18 protein-coding genes are annotated in these 18,523 nt (G+C 67.6%); 9 read left to right on the top strand and 9 right to left on the bottom strand.

The genetic code is table 11. The features are described 5' to 3' along the window. The first annotated feature begins 22 nt into the window (after window positions 1-22). Together B1A74_RS11080 and B1A74_RS11075 are read left to right on the top strand one after the other, a co-directional pair. Window positions 23-1,036, top strand: a complete 1,014-nt coding sequence (locus tag B1A74_RS11080; RefSeq protein WP_077244679.1) for a virulence RhuM family protein/type II toxin-antitoxin system death-on-curing family toxin — start codon at window positions 23-25, stop codon at window positions 1,034-1,036. 59 nt (window positions 1,037-1,095) lie between these two features. Beyond that, window positions 1,096-1,866 (top strand): SDR family oxidoreductase, encoded by a 771-nt coding sequence (locus B1A74_RS11075; protein WP_077244678.1) that lies wholly within the window; start codon window positions 1,096-1,098, stop codon window positions 1,864-1,866. Between the two features lie 26 nt (window positions 1,867-1,892). On the opposite strand, the gene B1A74_RS11070 is transcribed toward B1A74_RS11075, so the two are convergent. Next, complete coding sequence (locus B1A74_RS11070) at window positions 1,893-4,544, bottom strand: PEP/pyruvate-binding domain-containing protein (protein ID WP_077244677.1); 2,652 nt, start codon at window positions 4,542-4,544, stop codon at window positions 1,893-1,895. Window positions 4,545-4,678: 134 nt separating this feature from the next. Here B1A74_RS11070 and B1A74_RS11065 point away from each other — a divergent pair, with 134 nt between their 5' ends. Further along, window positions 4,679-5,233, top strand: a complete 555-nt coding sequence (locus B1A74_RS11065) for a glycine cleavage system transcriptional repressor (protein WP_018946802.1) — start codon at window positions 4,679-4,681, stop codon at window positions 5,231-5,233. A gap of 19 nt (window positions 5,234-5,252) precedes the next feature. Here B1A74_RS11065 and B1A74_RS11060 read toward each other — a convergent pair whose 3' ends face one another. Continuing rightward, complete coding sequence (locus B1A74_RS11060; RefSeq protein WP_018946801.1) at window positions 5,253-6,104, bottom strand: type II secretion system F family protein; 852 nt, start codon at window positions 6,102-6,104, stop codon at window positions 5,253-5,255. Between the two features lie 253 nt (window positions 6,105-6,357). Here B1A74_RS11060 and B1A74_RS11055 point away from each other — a divergent pair, with 253 nt between their 5' ends. From B1A74_RS11055 to B1A74_RS11045, 3 genes are all read left to right on the top strand, one after another. Beyond that, a complete protein-coding gene (locus B1A74_RS11055; protein WP_018946800.1) occupies window positions 6,358-6,681 on the top strand; it encodes a BolA family protein in 324 nt (107 codons plus the stop codon). Further along, window positions 6,681-7,868, top strand: coding sequence for an alkaline phosphatase family protein (locus B1A74_RS11050; protein ID WP_077244676.1), 1,188 nt, complete (start codon window positions 6,681-6,683; stop codon window positions 7,866-7,868). The genes B1A74_RS11055 and B1A74_RS11050 overlap by 1 nt, the downstream gene beginning before the upstream one ends. A 65-nt stretch (window positions 7,869-7,933) precedes the next feature. Next, window positions 7,934-8,242, top strand: a complete 309-nt coding sequence (locus tag B1A74_RS11045; protein ID WP_018870983.1) for a hypothetical protein — start codon at window positions 7,934-7,936, stop codon at window positions 8,240-8,242. A 229-nt stretch (window positions 8,243-8,471) separates the two neighbouring features. Here B1A74_RS11045 and B1A74_RS11035 read toward each other — a convergent pair whose 3' ends face one another. Continuing rightward, on the bottom strand, window positions 8,472-9,365 hold the full coding sequence (locus B1A74_RS11035; RefSeq protein WP_077244675.1) for a PfkB family carbohydrate kinase: 894 nt from the start codon (window positions 9,363-9,365) through the stop codon (window positions 8,472-8,474). 227 nt (window positions 9,366-9,592) lie between these two features. Between B1A74_RS11035 and B1A74_RS11030 the strand changes: the two genes are divergently transcribed. Both B1A74_RS11030 and B1A74_RS11025 read left to right on the top strand, forming a co-directional pair. Then, entirely contained in the window at window positions 9,593-10,003 is a 411-nt protein-coding gene (locus tag B1A74_RS11030) for a YybH family protein (RefSeq protein WP_077244674.1), read from the top strand. Then, on the top strand, window positions 10,003-10,443 hold the full coding sequence (locus B1A74_RS11025) for a nuclear transport factor 2 family protein (protein ID WP_077244673.1): 441 nt from the start codon (window positions 10,003-10,005) through the stop codon (window positions 10,441-10,443). Before B1A74_RS11030 ends, B1A74_RS11025 begins: the two co-directional genes overlap by 1 nt. 12 nt (window positions 10,444-10,455) lie before the next feature. On the opposite strand, the gene B1A74_RS11020 is transcribed toward B1A74_RS11025, so the two are convergent. The 6 genes from B1A74_RS11020 to B1A74_RS10995 all read right to left on the bottom strand — a co-directional run bounded on the left by B1A74_RS11020 (window position 10,456) and on the right by B1A74_RS10995 (window position 16,011). Next, window positions 10,456-11,001, bottom strand: a complete 546-nt coding sequence (locus B1A74_RS11020; protein ID WP_018946795.1) for a shikimate kinase — start codon at window positions 10,999-11,001, stop codon at window positions 10,456-10,458. 100 nt (window positions 11,002-11,101) lie between these two features. Then, window positions 11,102-13,222, bottom strand: a complete 2,121-nt coding sequence (locus B1A74_RS11015; protein WP_077244672.1) for a type IV pilus secretin PilQ — start codon at window positions 13,220-13,222, stop codon at window positions 11,102-11,104. Window positions 13,223-13,241: 19 nt separating this feature from the next. Further along, on the bottom strand, window positions 13,242-13,796 hold the full coding sequence (locus B1A74_RS11010; RefSeq protein ID WP_018946793.1) for a pilus assembly protein PilP: 555 nt from the start codon (window positions 13,794-13,796) through the stop codon (window positions 13,242-13,244). After that, window positions 13,796-14,380, bottom strand: coding sequence for a type IV pilus inner membrane component PilO (locus B1A74_RS11005; RefSeq protein ID WP_024329093.1), 585 nt, complete (start codon window positions 14,378-14,380; stop codon window positions 13,796-13,798). The genes B1A74_RS11010 and B1A74_RS11005 overlap by 1 nt, the downstream gene beginning before the upstream one ends. A gap of 12 nt (window positions 14,381-14,392) precedes the next feature. Further along, window positions 14,393-14,947 (bottom strand): PilN domain-containing protein, encoded by a 555-nt coding sequence (locus B1A74_RS11000; protein WP_024329094.1) that lies wholly within the window; start codon window positions 14,945-14,947, stop codon window positions 14,393-14,395. Further along, window positions 14,944-16,011: a pilus assembly protein PilM gene (locus B1A74_RS10995; RefSeq protein WP_024329095.1), complete on the bottom strand. Its 1,068-nt coding sequence runs from the start codon at window positions 16,009-16,011 to the stop codon at window positions 14,944-14,946. Before B1A74_RS10995 ends, B1A74_RS11000 begins: the two co-directional genes overlap by 4 nt. Before the next feature lie 142 nt (window positions 16,012-16,153). On the opposite strand from B1A74_RS10995, the gene B1A74_RS10990 reads away from it, so the two are divergent. Continuing rightward, window positions 16,154-18,523, top strand: a complete 2,370-nt coding sequence (locus tag B1A74_RS10990; RefSeq protein ID WP_077244671.1) for a penicillin-binding protein 1A — start codon at window positions 16,154-16,156, stop codon at window positions 18,521-18,523.

Below are 18,523 nucleotides of genomic sequence, written 5' to 3'. Positions count from 1 at the left end.
CCCTCAGGGAAGAGGACCCGACATGACCCGGGACGACGAAACACCGATCGTCATCTACGAAGATGATGCCGATCACATCGTGGAAGTCCGACTGGACACCGGACGCGATACCGTATGGTTGACGCAGCGGCAGATGGCCGAGCTCTTTGACACCTCAACCGACAACGTCGGTCTGCATCTCAAGAACATCTACAAAGACGACGAACTCGATGAACCGGCAACTACCGAGGATTCCTCGGTAATTCGGCAGGAAGGCGCTCGCCAGGTCTCACGACGCATCAAGCATTACAACCTCGACGCCATCATCTCGGTTGGCTACCGGGTCAACTCCCGCCGTGCTGTGCGCTTCCGCCAATGGGCCACCCGCGTGCTGCGCGAACACCTGACCCGGGGCTGGACCCTCAACCGCCAGCGCTTCGAGACCAACGCCCGGGAGCTGGAAGCCGCACTGGAGCTGGTGCGCCGTACCGCCCGCAGCCCGGAACTGGGCGTCGAAGCCGGTCGTGGGCTGGTCGACATCGTCACCCGCTACGCCCAGACCTTCCTGCTGCTGCAGCGCTACGACGAGGGCCTGCTGACCGAGCCCAGGGCCGAGAGTGGGGGCACACTTCCAGCACCCGACGAGGCGCGCAGCGCCCTCGCCACGCTAAAGAAAGACCTGGTCGCAAAGAAACAGGCAACCGAACTCTTCGCCCAGGAGCGCGGCGACGGCTTCGAGTCGCTACTGGGCAACCTGGACCAGTCCGTATTCGGCGAACCGGCCTACCCCACGGTCGAGTCCAAGGCGGCGCACCTGCTGTACTTCGTGATCAAGAACCACCCGTTCTCCGACGGCAACAAGCGCAGCGCCGCCTACCTGTTCGTCGACTTCCTGCATCGCAATCACCGTCTCATCAGCCCAGCCGGCGAGCCCGTGATCAACGATGTAGGCCTGGCCGCCCTGACCCTGCTGGTGGCGGAATCCGACCCCGACAACAAGGAAACGATGATCCGCCTGATCATGAACATGCTCGCGCACGAGACCGAAACCGCATGACTCACGTCGCCCCGCCTGCCGCGCCAACCTTGAGCAACAAGACTCACCCATGACCTTGAATGTCTGAGCACACGCCCCGTCAAAGTCATTCTCGGGTCGCACTGATCACCGGCGCGGCGCGCGGGATCGGCCTCGGCATTGCCGAGCGCCTGGTGGGAAATGGCTGGCAGGTGGTGCTGGCCGATATCGACGGCCGCGAATGTGAACAGGCGGCCGCGCGCATGGGGCCCGCCGCGCGGGCGATCGCGCTGGATGTCCGCGACGAGGACCAGGTCCGCGAAGCCATTCGGCGCACGGAGGAATGGCACGGCGGCCTGGATGCCCTGGTGAACAACGCCGGCATCAGCGACCCGCACTCCGGACCACTGGAAGAACTGGAGCTGACCGACTGGCAACGCTGGCTGGACACCAACCTGACCGGCGCCTTCCTGCTCGCCAAGCATGCCCTGCCCCTGCTGCGCCGCCGCCGGGGCGCCATCGTCAACATCAGCTCCACCCGCGCCCTGCAGTCCGAGCCGGACACCGAGGCCTACGCCGCCAGCAAGGGCGGGCTGGACGCCTTCACCCATGCCCTGGCCATCAGCGCCGGGCCGGAGGTCCGCGTCAACGCCATCCGCCCCGGCTGGATCGACACCCGCAGCCCCGACCAGCAACAGGCCGAGCCCCTGTCCGCACAGGACCACGCCCAGCACCCGGCCGGGCGCGTCGGCCAGCCCGCCGACATCGCCGCGCTGACCGCCTTCCTGCTCGGGCCGGACGCCGGCTTCGTCACCGGCCAGATCTGGACCGCCGACGGCGGCATGACCCGCCGCATGATCTACGCCGACTGACTCGTTCCGTCGACGGAACGGATCCGTCACCCCGTACTCGTCAAAGTCGGACCGGCCCCGAAGCTGAGCAGGCGCTGCTGCACCACATCGGCGACCACCCGCAGGGCGGCGTCGCGGGTGTCGTGGACCTGGACGGTGGCGCGTACGGCGGGGTCGAGGGGCTCGCCGAGGGCGACCTCGGGGTCGACCTCGGGCGTGTGCGCGGGGCACCCGTCGAGCCAGGCGGGGTGATACTCGCAACCCGGTTCGGCGGGAAACAGCGCGGCGTAGGCGATCCGCGCCTCGACCAGGTCCTGGAAGAAGTGACTGCCGAACGAGAGGTCGGGGACGATGCCGGCATCGGAGTCGGCCACCTCCACCAGCATGCGCACGCGGTCGATGTCGGCGAAGCGCACGGGTACGCCCAGTTCGGGGGTGCTGGTGCCCCAGCGGCCGGGGCCGATCAGGAGCGTGGTGCAGTCACCGGGGGTGACGTACTGGCGGTTGAGGGCGCCCACCAGGCGGGCCACGGCGTATTTCTGCGGGCGGGGAAGCACGGCGTAGCGAGCGCCGTCCACGCGGATGACGCGGTCGATGGCGAGGTCCAGATTGCCGCCCATGAAGCGGCCCTGGCTGGCGAAAAACAGGCGCTGCGGGTCAACCCCGTCCGGCAGTTCCACCGGCAGGTCGCTGCCCAGGGTGGCGAGCGGGCGGCACTGCACCAGGTTCACGCCGGCGTTGCCTTCGGCATCCAGGTGCACGGTGAACTCGACGTCCACCGGGTGGGCATAGGCGGCCTCCAGGGTCTTGAGCAGGTCGCGCATCAGCGGGGCGAAGCCGGTGCGCTGCAGCAGCGGGGTGAAGGTCACCCGCCACAGGCGCTCCTCGCGCCCCTGCTCGCGGGCGCGGCGGCCGGCCTCGCGGTCGATCTCGCCGAGCAGCGTCAGGGGCAGGTCCGGCGCCGCCTCGGCCAGTTGCTGGATGGGCACGGCGGCCTCGCGGTTGGCCTCGATGTCGAGCACGTCGGCGGCGTGCTGCGAGTAGCGGTACGCCTCGTCGCGGCTGTGAAACGGCCGCCGCTCGGGCCGGTCCAGCGCCACCACGCAGGCATGATCGCGCGCGACCCGGTCCACCGCGCGGGTGCCCAGCCCCAGCACCAGGCGCAGCATCCCGGCGGACGGGTCCAGCGCGCCGTCCCACACAAAGGTGTTCCACGACACGCCGACCCCGGCTGCCTCCGGCAGGTAGTAGCGCCCGTGGTAGCGGCCGTTGACCCGCTGCAGCAGCAGCGCCATGGGCTCTTCCTGATCCATCAGGCCGCGCTGCTGGCGGTAGCTCAGCGCGTCCTCGCTCATGGTCGAGGCATAAACCCGGCGGATGGCGTCCTCGAGCTGCGCCAGACGCTCGCCGGGACTGCCCTGGTTCACGCAGAACACGCTCTCGTACTTGCCGGCAAAGGCGTTGCCGAAACCGTCTTCCAGAAGGCTGCTGGAGCGCACCAGGATCGGGTACTGCCCGTAGTGGTCGAGCACCCGCTCCAGCTCGCGGCGCACCTCCGGCGGGATCTCGCCGTGCAGCATGTCGCGGCGCAGGCCGTGCGCCTCGTCAAAGAAACCCTCCGCGGTGCGCTGGTGCATCAGCCGCGGCCACCAGCCGTTGTGCACCAGATAGGCGTAGTACACGTCCGCACCGATGAAGTGCGAGTCGTGGGGTTCCAGTGCCCGCCCCCAGCGCTGCGGGTCCTGCGCGAGCAGGATGCGCCGCGCCAGCAGCATGCCCGCGGCCTTGCCGCCGATGTAGCCACTGCCGACCATGCGGCTGCGGATCGCCAGCAGCTCCTCCAGCCCGAGGTGGCGCCGCGCCAGTTCCAGCATGCGCTCGTCGCGCCCGATGAGCACCCGCAGGATCTCGTCCTGCACCCGGGCGCGGTCGGCCGCCGGCGCCCCCTGCGCCAGCGCGTCGGAGGCGGCGAGGAACAGGCGATCCCAGTAGTCCAGCAGCTGCCGCCCGTGCTGCTGGCCGGGGCGCTGTTCCTCCAGCAACGCCTGCAGCCGCGTGGCCTCGCTGCTGTCCACCACCGGCTCGAACTGCGTGCCGCACTGGCGGTGCGGCAGGAACATGGTCGGCGAGCTGCGCTGCCACACCTTGACCGGCTGCACGTGCACCGCGTCGCCGGCGCGGCGCACGTCGAGCAGCACCTGCGTGGTCTCACGGATGCGCGACAGCGTGGTATGCGAATGGCTGTGCGGGTGCAGCGCGAACCAGGCCACCGTGTCCATCTCGTACAGATACGGGCAGATGGCGCGGAAGAAGTTGCCCACCATGTGGTCGGTGGCCCAGGCATCCAGCAGATCCGACAGACAGTCGCACAGATAGAAGGCACCTCGGCCATGCTCGGTGATCAGCCGGAACACGTGGCGGGTGAACGGCTCGAACCCGCGCAGGGCGTCGATCGCGACCACCTCGATACCCGGGCCCGGCTCCACCAGCGGCGCATGCGCGCCAAAGCGCAGATAGATGATGGAGCGGTGCTGGGCGCGGGCGGCGGCCACGAACGGTTCGACGAAGCGGCGGTAGTCCTCGATGTCGTCGACCCGCCAGACCACGTTGTCGCCGATGCGCAGCCCGTCGAGCACCCGGTCCAGGCCTTCCAGCCCGGTGGAGACGGCTTCCTGCTGCGCCTGCGGATCGGTGATCATGGTGCGCCCGTACGGCTCGGGGGAAACCGGCTCAATGTACACGTTCGCCCTGCCCCGGCACCACGATACCCGCCAGCCCGGACTTGCCGTACGATGGTGGATCCGCTGCGACGCCAGAAGACAGGAGATCGACGATGAAGACTTCGGTAATTCTCACGCTGATCGGCCCGGATCGTCCGGGTCTGGTCAGCAAGGTGGCGGCCCGTGCGCGCGAGGCCGGCGGCAACTGGCTGGAGAGCCGCATGGCGCAGCTGGCCGGTCAGTTCGCGGGGGTGGTGATGCTGGAGGCCGACACCGCAGGCGTCGACGCCCTGGAGACCGCGATGCGGGAGCTGGAAGGCGAGGGGCTGCAGATCCACATCCAGCGGGGCGACGACCTGCCGGTGCCGGAGCCGGTCCCCGCGCAGCACAAGGTGCTGCTGGACCTGATGGGGCACGACCGGCCCGGTATCGTGCAGGACATCACCGCCGTGCTGTCGCGTCACGGCGTGGGCGTGGAGAACCTGGACACGGCCGTCGAACCGGGGTCGATGACCGGCGAGCCGATGTTCCGCGCCCGCGCCCGGATCGGGGTGCCGGAGGGCGTGGACCTGGACACCCTGCAGGATGATCTGGAGGCGCTGGCCAACGAGCTGATGGTCGATCTCGACCTCCACGATCCGCAGTCCGAAGCGCCGGAGAAGGCCTGACGCGGCGGCTCCTGCCGGCTCAGACCACCAGCCAGTAGCCGATGTAGACCAGCACCAGCAGGTACACCCCGCGCGGCAGCCATTCGGCCACGATCTCGCGACGCAGGGCGAGATGCCCGTCCAGCTCGCGGGCGCGGTACTGCAGCACCGAGGGCAGACGGCCGGCCGCCTCGCCGGAGGACAGCAGCCCGGGTTCGCGGTCGGGGTCCAGCAGGGCCTCGCGCCGCAGTGCCTCCACCATCGGCAGCCCCTCCGCACAGGCCGTAGCCGCCGTGTTCAGCCGCCGCCGGAGCTCGCCGGTTTCCGCCGCGGCCAGGCCCTGCAGGGCCTGATCCGCCGATACCCCGGCGGCCAGCACCAAACCCAGATCCTGCAACAGCGCCTGCCGCCGGCCGGCCCCGGGCAGGCGCCCGGGCCGCAGCCGCCAGCGCTGCCACACCTGCAGTAGCGGACGCCAGAAACGAAACGCGGCCCAGACCAGCAACCCGGTCACCACCAGCGGCTGAAGCACGGCGAACAGGTAACCGGGGCCATCCAGCACGCCCCGGAACAGCGCCGGCAGGGGCGCGAGCACCAGCGCCACCACCCAGAGCAGCGCCGGCAGCAGCAATCCGGTGCGGATCCGTCGCTCGATGTTCTCCTCGCGATGCAGCCGCTCGGCCAGCAGTCGCAGGGCGCGATCCAGCCGCCCGGCCAGCTTCAGGGACTTCAGCAACGGCCGCTCTTCGGGGCGGATCCAGCCGGCCGTCTCCAGCGCGCGCACCGGATCGGCGCGGCCGGCGGGCAGACCCACCACCCCGCTGGCCCGCTGCCAGTCGACACCCGCTTCCAGCAGGGTCGCCAGCTCGTCGAGGTGCTGCACGCGTTTCATTTCAGCGACGAGGCGAACCGGTCGGGGCAGGGAATCGGGGTTACACCCGCCCCCGCGTTCCGCATCACTGGCATCATCAATGGCTCCCGGCCCATGAACGAGCCGATCAGTATAACCCTCCACAGCGCTGCGTCATCCCGTTGTCCGGGAGGCGGGCAACGCCCGCCCCACAGCGACGGATCTGGACATTGATGCACACCCCGGCAGACTGGTGGGTCGTTTCCGACATAACGTCCCTGAACAGGAGTCTCCCATGAGCATGCAGGAACAGATCACCGCCAAGCTGGAGGCGGAGTTCGAACCGGTGCATCTGGCCGTGGAGAACGAGAGCCACATGCACAACGTGCCCCCGGGCTCGGAGTCGCATTTCAAGGTCACCATCGTCTCCGAGGCCTTCCGTGACCAGAAGCTGGTGGCGCGCCACCGCATGGTCAACCGCACCCTGGCCGACGAACTCGCCGGCGGGATTCACGCGCTGGCGTTGCATACCCTGGACCCGGACCAGTGGTTCGAACGCGCCGGCCAGATCCCCGACTCGCCGCCCTGCGAAGGCGGTGACGGCGGCGCGAAGGCCTGATGTCCATCACCGAGATCCTGCGTGCCCGCCACGACGGGCCGGGGCTGTTGGACCTGCTGGGACGTATCGAGGCGTCCCTCAATCCGGACGCGGCGGCACATGCCGGTGCCCTGGCCGGCATCGACCCGGCCCTGGGCCCGGATACCCACGTGGTGCTGTGGCTGATCGACGGCTTCGCCGAGGATTACCGCCGGCACACCCCGCTGATGCAGGCCGACCACCACGCCACGCTGGAGACGGTGTTCCCCAGCACCACGGCCACCGCGATCACCAGCATCCTCACCGGCCGGCATCCGGCGCACCACGGGCTGCTCGGCTGGAACACCCGGCTGGCCGAACCGGCGCGCACCCTGACGGTGCTGATGGCGGAGGAACGCGGCGCCGACGACCAGCCCGCGCGGCTGGACCATCGCGAACTCGCCGCCCGGGTGCAGCCGGACCGGATCATTGACCGCCTCGGATGCCCCAGCACCTTCATCGGCCCGAAGTGGATCGGCCACGCACCCTACAACCGGATGATGAGCGAGGGCGCGGGCTTCGTGGGGTTCGACGGCATCAGCGACCTGCCGGCGCGTGTCGCCGCCCACGTGCGCGCGCATCCGGGGCCGCATTTCACCTACGTGTACTGGTCGGAACTCGACCACCTGGGCCACGAATACGGCCCCGGCAGCCCCGAGGTGGAGCGGCACCTGAAGCAGCTGGATCTCGCCTATACCGCAACCTGCGCCCAGCTCGCCGGCGAGGATGCGGTGCTGCTGACCACCGCCGACCACGGCATGCGCCCGGTGGAACGCCGCCTGGATCTGCGCGAGGCCCCGGCGGTGCAGGATTGTCTGCGACACCGCCTGACCGGCGAGCCGCGCGCCGCCCTTGCCCACGTGCGCGAGGGCCGCGAGGCCAGGTTCGAGGCCGCCGTCGCGCAGGCCTTCGGCGACGACATCGCCCTGCTACCACGCGAGGCCTGGATGGCCAGTGACACGCCCGCCCCCACTCTGGGCCCGGGGCCGGAGCATCCGGAACTGCACGCCCGCGCCGGCGATTACCTCCTCCTGCCCGCGGCCGATGCCTACCTGGTGGACCCGCCAGCCGATGACGAAGGCCCGTTCTTCCGCGGCGTACACGGCGGACTCTCGGCCGAGGAACGCCGGATTCCGCTGTTCCTTCGGTCGCTGGCCAATTCCCGGTAAACTGGGGTGCGGACCCGCGGAGATGATCTCCCGGGGCCCCAACGCCAACGCGAGCCCGATACGAGATGAACGAGACCGACAGCCCCGAAGAGAGCTACAACAACGCCGCGCGCCGCCTGATCGACCTGGCCAACCGCCTTGCCGAGGACGGTGACGCGGTGGACACCGGCGATGTCGCCGACGGTCTGCTGGCCGGCGCGGTGCACTTCTGGCTCTACAGCCGCCAGCCCTGCGGCGACGTGCGCTGCGAGGAATGCTCGCCGTTCTCCGATGCCGAGAGCCGCCTGGCCATGCTGCACGAGCTGGTCGACGAACTGGCCCGCGACAGCGAGTACTTCCACGCCAGCACCGACACCACCGTCGGCCACGCCTAGGGAAACACTGATCAATGTACACGCTCGCGCTCGAGTCGCTTTTGCGTGCGAACAAGGCGCGGTGACTGCCGTGCAGTCAACTTGCACAAGGGAACCGCAACGCCGTGGGCACGCCCGGCTTTGATAACAACGGGCGGCCGAGCCCCTGCTTTCAATGGCTCGTGGGGTTGGTACATTGATCAGTGTTTCCCTTGGTGCGATGATCCCGCTGGTCGCGGGAGACCGGGCCTCAGTCCCGGACCAGGCCGTCGAAGCCGTCCTGCGCCAGCTTGCGTTCGGCCAGACGCACCGCGGCGACCAGTGCACGCTCCGGCGGCTCCCCGGAGGCGATGGCATCGATCAGCCCGGCGTTGAAGGCATCCCCGGCCCCCACGCTGTCGATCACCGTGAGGCCCGGCGTCGGCGCGCAGTGCTCCACGCGGCCGCGGAACCCGATCCAGGCACCGGCGGGGCCGCCGGTGACGGTGATGATGGCCTCCGGGTGTTGCTCCATCAGGGCCCGCAGGGCCGCCTCGCAGGTCGCCGCCGTGTCTCCCCCGGCACCGGTGCGCTCCGCCCGCGCCCGCGCCCAGTCGCGCGAGACCATCAGGATGTCGGCGAACGGGATGCAGGCCTCCAGCCCGTCGCGGGGCTTCTCCAGCTCCAGCGAGACCGGGGCGTCGTACACGCAGTCGCGCACGGTGGCCAGCACCCGGGCCAGGACCTCCGGGTTGCGGCCCTCGAAATGCAGCCAGTCGTATTCCTCCCAGGCGACGCCGTGCAGGTCCTCCGCCGCCAGTTCCGGGAGATCCCGGTGATGCACGATGGTGCGCGAACCGGTGTCGCGGGCGCGCAGGATGTGCGAGGTCGGCGTCGCCCCCGGCCGGCGGAACAGATGGCGGTCGTGGATCCTGCGCTCGCGCAGACGCCGGATCAGGTCGTCACCGGCAGCCCCCTCCGCCACCACCGCGGCCAATTCCGGCCGGTGCCCGAACTGCGCCAGCAGCGCGGCAGTGTTCGTGGCGTTGCCACCGGGCCGGGTGCGGCTGGCGTCCGCGCGCACCTCGGCGTCCTCGGCGGGATAGGTGTCGACATCCAGCACGTGATCGAGGGTGACGATGCCGGTCATCAGTATGCGCGCCATGGGCGGGGCTCCGGTCGGAGGATTCAGGGAAACGAAACCGCAGGGGCGCCATTGTGACGTTCCGCCCGCCCGGCGACCAGCGCCGCCCCCGGATTCCCGTATCCCCAACGGTGCGGATACTGGCAGAATTCGCCGCGCGGACCGGGGACTGAAAGAATCCGGCGCAAGGAGCCCGCCCTCGCGTTCGCGGAGCGTTCGTGATCATCTGGACAAAGGACAGGACGGCCATGGCGAAATTTTCCTCCCCCGAAGCCGCCGAAGAGGCATTCTACGGCGCGTTCGAAGCCGGTGATCCGGAAGCCATGCGTGCGGTCTGGCAGGACACGCCCGACTGCGTCTGCATCCACCCCGGCGGCGAGCGCCTGCAGGGGATCGAACTGGTCATGGACAGCTGGGACGACATTCTCGCGAGCATGGAAGACACCGTGATCCGACGCTCCGGCCTTACCGTGCTCGGCGGCAGCGACCTGGTCACCCACGTGCTGCACGAGCACCTGTACATGGGTGGAGAGCTCCGGGGCGTGATCCTGGCCACCAATGCCTACCGCTTCAACGGTCTGAGCTGGCACATGGTGCTGCACCACGCCAGCCCCGATCCAACCACCCGCTCGCGCTGGAACCGCCGGAGCGTGCACTGATGGCCGGCGATGCCGTCGAGGCCTGCATGGACGCCTACTACCGGGCATTCCGCGAGGCGGACATCGAACGCATGATGGACCTGTGGGCCGACCGCCCCGATATCGTGTGCATCCATCCGGGCAGCCCCCGGGCACACCGCGGCACCGCCGAAGTGATGGAAAGCTGGCTGCTGGTGTTCTCGCGCGAACTCAACATCGGCATCGAACCGCGCATCGTCGGCCGGTTCGAGACCGACGACAGCCTCGGCATGGTGATCGAGGAAGCCATCACCCGGCCGGGCGACGTGGCACCCACCGGCACCATCCTGATCAGCCAGACCTGGCGGCGCGTCGACGGCGGCTGGCGGCTGGCGTTTCACCACGCGTCTCACGGGCGCCGCGCCGACCCCAGCCCCGAAGGCATGCTCGTGGCCGGCGGCGGCAGCCAGACCCGGCACTGATCACCGCGCGGGCTACTCCGACCCCGCGCGCCGCTCGCACAGATCCGGACGCTTCATCTGCAGCGCCGAGCACACCCCGTTGACCGCATCCCGCACCCGGCGCCCGCGGCCCTCCAGGACCATGTCCGCAACCTGCTGGTACAGCGGGTCCCGCCGCTCGAACAGCGCCTGCAGTCGGGCCCTCGGATCCTCCGACTGGGTCAGCAGAGGCCGGTTGCGGCTGCGCCGGGTCCGGCGAAACTGCTCTTCCACCGGCACCCGCAGATAGATCACGAAGGCGTCTTTCAGCCGTTCCCGGTTCTCCGGACGCTCCACGATGCCGCCGCCGGTCGCCAGGATGATGCCGTCCTTCTCCAGCAGCGAATCCAGTACCGCGGTCTCGCGCTGGCGGAAGCCCTCCTCGCCTTCATACTCGAAGATGGTCGGGATATCCACCCCGGTACGCTTGCGGATCTCGTCATCGGTGTCATGGAACGCCCGGCGCAAAAGTCCCGCCAGCCCCCGCCCGATCGTACTCTTGCCGGCCCCCATCGGGCCCACCAGGACAATGTTCTGCATGCGGGCAGGCTACCGGGACTCCGGAGCAAAAAAAACCCGGGATCCGTGGATCCCGGGCTCGCTGTCACCCACCGGCGGGCCGCCATGGGCCCGAGGAGGTTCAGTCCAGCACGCGTGGCGTGACGAAGATCAGCAGCTCCGCCTTCTGCTCGGAACTCGAGCGGTTGCGGAAGAAGTTGCCCAAGAACGGGATGTCCGCCAGGAACGGGACTTCGCGGACCTGTTCGCTGCTGTCGATTTCGTAGACGCCACCCAGGACCACCGTTTCACCGTCACCCACGAACACCTGGGTCTCCACGGCGCGGCGGTTGATGGTGACGTCGTCGAAGACCACGTCGCCCGGTTCATCCTTGGTCACGCGGATGTCCATGATCACGTTGCCGTTCGGCGTGATCTGCGGCGTCACCTCGGTGGAGAGGTAGGCTTCGACCAGCTCGGTATTCGGGTTGCCCGCCTCGTCCTGCACGATGATCGGGATGTCCTGGCCCTGTTCGATCACCGCCGGCTGACCATTGGTCGTCACCACCCGCGGCGAGGAGATGATCTCGCCGCGACCCTCGGCCTGCAGCGCCGACAGCTCCAGGTCCAGCAGCAGACCACGACGCAGGATACTGAACCCGAACTCGCCCGCGTTGGCCGCGTCGGCCGGGAGGGAAGAGCCGAGGCGATTGGCCAGGGCCGCGTCGTCCGGGCTGCCGCCTCGCGCCTGATCTGCGCCCGTAAGCGAGCCCGTACCGGCCGCCGAGGTATCACCGCGAGTCCGCGTGCCGGTCACCCCGAAACGCGCCCCGAGATCGCGATTGAAGCTGTCTTCCGCGATCACGATGCGGGTCTCCACCAGCACCTGCTGCACCTGCACGTCCAGGTTCCGCACCAGCTCGCGGATATCCTCGATCCGGCGCTGGGTATCCTGGACCAGCAGCGTGTTGGTCCGGCTGTCGACCGTCATGCTGCCGCGTTCGGAGAGGAAGCGGTCTTCCTCGCCACGGATCAGCTCGGCGATCTGGCCCGCCTGCGCGAAATTGATCTGCACGAACTCGGTGCGCAGCGGTTCCAGTTCCTGGCGGTCGCGTTCGGCCTCCATCCGCTGCCGCTCACGGGCGGCGATCTGCTCGGCGGGCCCCACGAACAGCACGTTGCCCTCCATGCGCTTGTCCAGGCCGCGGGACTGCATGATGATGTCCAGCGCCTGATCCCAGGGCACGTTGTTCAGCCGCAGGGTGATGTTGCCGTCGACGTCGTCGCTGACGACGATGTTCAGATCGGTAAAGTCGGCCAGCAGCTGCAGCACCGAGCGGACCTCGATGTCCTGGAAGTTCAGCGACAGGCGCTCGCCGGTAAACTCGCGCTCTTCCTCTTCACGCGCCTGACGCTCCGCCTCGGTGATCGGCGCCACCTCCAGCACGTACTGCCGGTCGCTCTGGTAGGAGACGACCTCGTACTCGCCCTCGGTGGCCACTTCCATGCGGACCCGGTCGCCATCGGCGACCGTGTCGATGGTTTGCACCGGGGTGGCGAAGTCGACCACGTTCAGACGCCGCTCCATCGACTCGTCGATGGCGGCCCGATCGAACTCGATTTCGATACGGCCGGCCTGTTCACGCACATCGATGGCACCACCACTGCGCGACAGCCCCACCTCGACACGACCCTCGCCCTGGTCGCCACGACGGAAATCGATGTCGGTGAGCTCAACCGGCCGCGCGGAACGGGTCGTCCGCGGCTCGGGTTCGCCGACGCGCTCGGCCACGGCTTCGTCCTGCGCGTCGGCTTCGGTCACGCCGCGCCCGAGGGTCACGATGAAGTTGTTGCCATCCACTCGCGTCTGATATTCGGAGGGCTGCGTCAGTCCGAGCACCACCCGGGTACGATCGCCCGATTCCACCGCGGTGGCCTCCAGCAGGGGCCCCACGTTGAATTCCTTGCGACGGTCACTCATCACGCTGCCGGCATCCGGCAGGTCAAAAGCGATCCGCGGCGGCGAATCAATCGCGAAGGCGCGGATGTCCGCGGGCGGGGTGTCCGAAAACTGCAGGTTCACCTGCACCCGGTCACCGCCAATGCTGGCAGCCCGGATATCCTCCAGTTCCTGGGCGGAAACGCCCTGGGACGCCATGAACAGCAGGCCCGCCATCGCGGAGCCCGCCAGTGCGCGCATGGAAGATCCCATGTTCAGCCCCCTGTTGCTGTTGCCGGCATTGTGCCGATATGTCATTTCCATGTTTGTCTCTCCCGGGATCCTACCGATCTTCGGCCCGCTGCAAGGCGATGGAATTGTCGCGCTCGATGTGCCCGCCGAAGGCATCCGGAACCACTTCCACCAGCTCGATGCGGGTGGGCGTGATTGCGACGATCTGACCGTGGTTCTGGCCCATCCAGTTGCCCACCGTGACCTGCTGCACCGAGCGGTCCGGAGTCCGTACCAGGGCATAGCGCATGTTGTCGCGCTCCAGGGTGCCGACCATGGACAGCGAATCCAGCGGGTAGCTCTCCAGGTATTCCCGCGGCCGGTCCGGGTCGATTTCGGCATCGCCCGGCTCGCCCTCGTCCTCCGCGATCTGAGGCTGTTCGATCACGCTGGAGTCAAACGGTGAACGGGTATGCCCCGGATACAGGTAGGGCTCGTGGGGCTCGAGCGTCGGGATCGGTTCGATGCCCGAACCCGGCCGTTCGTGGACCTCGGCGATATAGTTGTGCAGGTCACTCTTGTCCTGGGCGCAGCCACCCAGCAGGCCCGCGCCCAGCACGGCGACCGCCAGGATCCGTACCCGGGGGCTGACGGAGATCCGACTCATCAGTTGTCCTCCAGATAGCGGTAGGTTCGCGCCTCGGCGTTCATGACCAGATCAAAGTCCGAGTCACCCGCGCGGCGGATGCGCATGTCGTGCATGGTGACCACGCGGGGCATCGAGGAGACGCCACTGACGAATTCGGCCAGTTCCTCGTAGTCGCCCCGCAGCCGCAGCCGGATCGGCACCTCGGCATAGAAATCCCGCTCGCGGTGGGAACGCGGCTCGAACAGCTCGATTTCCAGGCCGGTCTGCAGCGCTGTCTGCGACACATCCACCAGCAGGCTGGGGATTTCCGCGCTGGTCGGCAGCAGCTCCAGCAGCTCCACGAACATGTCTTCCATTTCCGCGAGCTGTTCGCGGTAATCGTCGAGGTTGGCCGCACGCTGCTGCTTATCCTCGAACTCGTCACGCAGCTGCTGTTCCTCGCGCTCCGCCCGTTCCAGATCGCTGAGCTGGTCGTCGATCACGAAATAGTAGGTGAGGCCCAGGATCACGGCGATGATCACCAGAAGGATCACCCCCTTGACGATCCAGGGTGCCTCGCCAATGTTGTTGAAATCGATCTCGTTGAGGTTTTTCAGGTCCATTGGGCAGTCTCCCTACTCGCCATTGTCCGGCCGGGTCTGCCGTGCGTCGAGGCGGAAATCCCTCACCTGGATACGGCCTTCCTCGCGGGTTTCGATGATCTGCAGGTTGGAGCTGCCCAGCCACGGGGAGTTATCCAGATTGCGCATCATCGCGGAGATGCGGGTGTTGGATTCCGACAGGCCGCGAATCTGAATACGCGATCCGTCCTGAGTGATCTCGTTAACGTAGGTGCCGTCCGGCAGGGTCACCACCATCTGGTCAAACAGGTGGACGGCCTCCGGGCGCTGCGCCTGCAGCGTCTGGATGACGTCCATCCGCGCGACGAGGTCCTCGCGTTTCTCTTCGAGTTCCTCGATCTCGGCGATCTTGCGGTCGAGCTCGCGGATTTCTTCTTCGAGCACCTGATTGCGATCTTCCTGATGGTCGATCAGGGATTCCATGTAGGTATAACCGCCGAACGCAAGCACCACACCCACCGCTGCGGCCACGCCGACCGAGACGAAGAATTGCTTGCGCCGCTGTTCGCGAGCACGTTCGCGCCAGGGAAGCAGATTGACATAGATCATGATGTTTGCCCCCGCAGTGCCAGGCCGCAGGCCGTCAGCAGGGCCGGCGCATCATTGGTGAAGCGTTGCTGGTTGATGCGACGGGAGAGCGCCATCCCGCGGAAGGGGTTGGCTACCGAAACGGGCGTGGAGGTCACTTCCTCCAGCATTTCGTCCACTCCGGGGATGGCGGCACAGCCGCCGCCCAGCAGCACGTGATCGATGGTGTCCTGGGGCCGGGTCACATAGAAGTACTGCAGCAGCCGCTGGATCTGATCCATCATCGTCTGCTTGAACGGCTCCAGGACCTCGCTGACGTAATCCGCGGGAAGGTCGCCGCTCATCTTCGCCGATCCGGCTTCCTGGTAGCTCATGTTGTAGCGCCGCATGATCTCTTCGGTGAGCATCCGGCCACCGAAATTCTGCTCGCGCGTGTACACGACACCTTCGGTCTGAGAGACGACATAGACCGCCGTCACCGACGAGCCGACGTCCACGATGGCGACCATCGGCTTGTTCTCCCGGTCGGGGATATGCTCCATCAGGCGTTCGGAGGCATGTTCGATGGCATAGGCCTCGACGTCGACCAGCTCCACCGAGAGCTTCGCCGCCTCGGCGATGGCGATACGTGATTCCACGTTTTCGCGACGCGAGGCCACGACGAGGACATCCTGCATCTGAGGGTTCTTTTCGTTGGGCCCCAGGACCTGGAAGTCGAGGTTGACCTCTTCCAGGGTGTACGGGATGTACTGGTCCGCCTCGACGAACACCTGACCTTCCAGTTCCGAGTCGCTGAGGCTGGCGGACAGCTGGATGGTCTTGGTGATGACGGCCGAGGACGGTACGGTCATCGCGCATTGTTTAAGACGGGAACCGGAGCGTTTGACTGCACGTCCAAGCGCTGCACCGACCGCTTCGGTGTCCTGGCAGACCTTGTCGACCATGACACCGTCCGGCAGCGGCTCGACGGCGAATGCCTCGACCCGATATCCCTTTCCGTGTCGACCAAGCTCGAGGACCTTGACGGCCGCCGAACTGACATCAACGCCCAGCAGTGCGGGCCTGGATTTTCCGAGATTCAGCACACATCCCCCTGTATACCCCGATGATTGCAGCTGGTAGCGTTACAATCTCGAATGCTAGCAACGATTAATATACATGACGTTTTCGGGGTTGCAAATCCTTCTGAAGGCAATCCCTCACCTTCCCCCCACAAAATTTAGAGTCATGCACCGGATTGTGAAGTCTGTCACCGCTCTGGCGGCCATAACCCTGACCCTCATGATCGCCGGCTCGGCGGCGCTGCTCGGGCTGTACGCCTATTACGCCCCGACACTACCCGAACCGGAAGCCGTACGCGAGGTGCGGTTGCAGACGCCGCTGCAGATCCGGGCGGCGGATGGCAGCCTGATGGGGGAGTTCGCGGAAGAAAGGCGCATTCCGGTGGAGATCGAGGATGTTCCCGAGCCCGTGGTCCAGGCCTTTCTGGCTGCCGAGGACGAGCGGTTCTTCCGTCACCCGGGGATCGATGTCTTCGGTCTGGCGCGTGCCGCGGTCAATCTGGTGAGCACCGGGGAACGAACCCAGGGGGGCAGCACCATCACCATGCAGCTTGCCCGCAACATCTTCCTCACCCGGGACCGCACCTACGAGCGCAAGCTGCGGGAAATCTTTCTGGCCATCCGGCTGGAACGGGAACTCAGCAAGGACGAGATCCTGGAACTCTATCTGAACAAAATCTACCTCGGGCAGCGCGCCTACGGCGTGGAAGCGGCGTCACGGGTGTATTTCGGCCGCTCGCTGGACGACCTGGAACTCGACGAGATCGCCATTCTGGCGGCCCTTCCCAAGGCACCGTCCACCACCAACCCGGTGACCAGTCCGGAGCGTGCGCGCATCCGCCGTGACTACGTCCTCGGCCGGATGCTGGACACCGGCGCCATCACCGCCGAGGAGCACGCGGCGGCCGTGGAGCGGCCGGTGATGTCGGAACGGCACACCGCACAGACCGAGATCGACGCTCACTGGGTGGCGGAGGATGCCCGCCGGATCGTCGTCAACCTCTGGGGCGAAGACGCTTATCGGCGCGGGCTGCAGGTGCACACCACGATTGACCCCGACTATCAGGAGGCCGCCAATCAGGCATTGCGCGCCGGCCTCCTGAAATATGACGAACGTCACGGTTTTCGAGGTCCGGAAACGCAGCTGTCCGACGAAGAGATGGCCACGGCCGACGCCCGCGAACGCGCCCTGAGAAACCTGGGCATACACGGACGCCTTCTCTATCCGGCCGCGGTGCTGGAGACCGGCGACGACGGCTCCCTGCGGGTCGACGGCGGCCGCATCGGGGAGGTCGAACTGACAGCCGAGGGTCTGGCATGGGCGGATTCACCGGACCTCCGGCGCGGGGACGTCATCCGGATCCGGGCGGATGAAGAATCCGGGTGGCGACTGGCACAGAAACCCGAAGTGACCGGATCGCTGATCGCCCAGTCGCCGGACGACGGCGCCATTCTGGCCCTGGCCGGTGGCTTCGACTTTTTCGACAACCATTACAACCGGGCCGTGCAGGCACAGCGCCAGCCCGGTTCGGCCTTCAAGCCGCTGGTGTATGCCCTGGCGCTGCGCGAGGGCTACCGGCCACGCAGCACGCTGGTGGACGCCCCGATGGTGTTTGATGACCCGGCCCTGGGGGCGGAATGGCGTCCGCAGAACTATTCGCGCCAGTTCCAGGGCGACACGCCGATGCAGAGCGCGCTGGCGCATTCGCGCAATCTCGCCTCGATCCGCCTGCTCGACACGATCGGCGTTGAGAACGTGCACGATCAGCTGGGACGTTTCGGGCTGGACCCGGACCGCCAGCCGCGCAACCTCTCCATGGTGCTGGGCACCGGTTCACTCACCCCTCTGCAGCTGAACACCGCCTACGGCGTGTTCGCCAGCGGCGGGCGACTGCACAGCCCCTGGATCATTTCGCGGATCGAAACCGTGGATGGCGAGCTGCTCTATCAGGCACCCGCATCCCGCAGCTGCGCGCCGCCCTGCGACAACCCGCCCGGGCAGGACCTGACGCTGTCCACCGGCGAGACGGTTCTGCAGCAACGCGACCCGGTGCCGGTCCTGGAGCCCGGCGTGGCCTGGCAGATGAGCCGCATGCTGAAACACGTAGTGGACGCCGGCACCGGACGGCGGGCGCAGGAGCTGGGCCGTTCGGACCTGGCGGGAAAGACCGGCACCACCAACGACTATCGCGACGCATGGTTCGCCGGATTCAACGGCGAACTGGTGGCGACGTCGTGGATCGGGTTCGACGACAACCGGGAGCTCGGCCGCCGCGAGAGCGGAGGGCGGGCTGCCCTGCCAATATGGACCCGCTTCATGGGGAGCGCCCTGGCGGACACCGAAGAAAGCCTTCCGGAACGGCCGGACGACCTGGTACGCGTGGGCATCCTGCCCGACGGCGGGCGCGCCCCCGACGCCGGTGACAGCCGCGCAACCACCGAATGGCTGCTCCCGCAGCAAATTCCCGAGCGTTCGCGCAGCATTCCGGGGGACGACCGCAACGGTCGCGACCAGCAACCCGAATCGGTATTTTGA

The sequence above is a fragment of the Thioalkalivibrio halophilus genome (genome assembly GCF_001995255.1).
GTDB lineage: Bacteria > Pseudomonadota > Gammaproteobacteria > Ectothiorhodospirales > Ectothiorhodospiraceae > Thioalkalivibrio > Thioalkalivibrio halophilus.
This window is presented reverse-complemented; position numbering and strand designations above follow the sequence as displayed.

What these genes read in the sequence shown, in the direction of transcription:
- B1A74_RS11000 (WP_024329094.1), bottom strand. Translation starts at nt 14,947, where the DNA reads ATGATCTATGTCAATCTGCTTCCCTGGCGCGAACGTGCTCGCGAACAG.
- B1A74_RS11005 (WP_024329093.1), bottom strand. Translation starts at nt 14,380, where the DNA reads ATGGACCTGAAAAACCTCAACGAGATCGATTTCAACAACATTGGCGAG.
- B1A74_RS11010 (WP_018946793.1), bottom strand. Translation starts at nt 13,796, where the DNA reads ATGAGTCGGATCTCCGTCAGCCCCCGGGTACGGATCCTGGCGGTCGCC.
- B1A74_RS11015 (WP_077244672.1), bottom strand. Translation starts at nt 13,222, where the DNA reads ATGGAAATGACATATCGGCACAATGCCGGCAACAGCAACAGGGGGCTG.
- B1A74_RS11055 (WP_018946800.1), top strand. Translation starts at nt 6,358, where the DNA reads ATGAGCATGCAGGAACAGATCACCGCCAAGCTGGAGGCGGAGTTCGAA.
- B1A74_RS10990 (WP_077244671.1), top strand. Translation starts at nt 16,154, where the DNA reads ATGCACCGGATTGTGAAGTCTGTCACCGCTCTGGCGGCCATAACCCTG.
- B1A74_RS11075 (WP_077244678.1), top strand. Translation starts at nt 1,096, where the DNA reads ATGTCTGAGCACACGCCCCGTCAAAGTCATTCTCGGGTCGCACTGATC.
- B1A74_RS11025 (WP_077244673.1), top strand. Translation starts at nt 10,003, where the DNA reads ATGGCCGGCGATGCCGTCGAGGCCTGCATGGACGCCTACTACCGGGCA.
- B1A74_RS11035 (WP_077244675.1), bottom strand. Translation starts at nt 9,365, where the DNA reads ATGGCGCGCATACTGATGACCGGCATCGTCACCCTCGATCACGTGCTG.
- B1A74_RS11020 (WP_018946795.1), bottom strand. Translation starts at nt 11,001, where the DNA reads ATGCAGAACATTGTCCTGGTGGGCCCGATGGGGGCCGGCAAGAGTACG.
- B1A74_RS11030 (WP_077244674.1), top strand. Translation starts at nt 9,593, where the DNA reads ATGGCGAAATTTTCCTCCCCCGAAGCCGCCGAAGAGGCATTCTACGGC.
- B1A74_RS11045 (WP_018870983.1), top strand. Translation starts at nt 7,934, where the DNA reads ATGAACGAGACCGACAGCCCCGAAGAGAGCTACAACAACGCCGCGCGC.
- B1A74_RS11080 (WP_077244679.1), top strand. Translation starts at nt 23, where the DNA reads ATGACCCGGGACGACGAAACACCGATCGTCATCTACGAAGATGATGCC.
- B1A74_RS11070 (WP_077244677.1), bottom strand. Translation starts at nt 4,544, where the DNA reads ATGATCACCGATCCGCAGGCGCAGCAGGAAGCCGTCTCCACCGGGCTG.
- B1A74_RS11050 (WP_077244676.1), top strand. Translation starts at nt 6,681, where the DNA reads ATGTCCATCACCGAGATCCTGCGTGCCCGCCACGACGGGCCGGGGCTG.
- B1A74_RS11060 (WP_018946801.1), bottom strand. Translation starts at nt 6,104, where the DNA reads ATGAAACGCGTGCAGCACCTCGACGAGCTGGCGACCCTGCTGGAAGCG.
- B1A74_RS11065 (WP_018946802.1), top strand. Translation starts at nt 4,679, where the DNA reads ATGAAGACTTCGGTAATTCTCACGCTGATCGGCCCGGATCGTCCGGGT.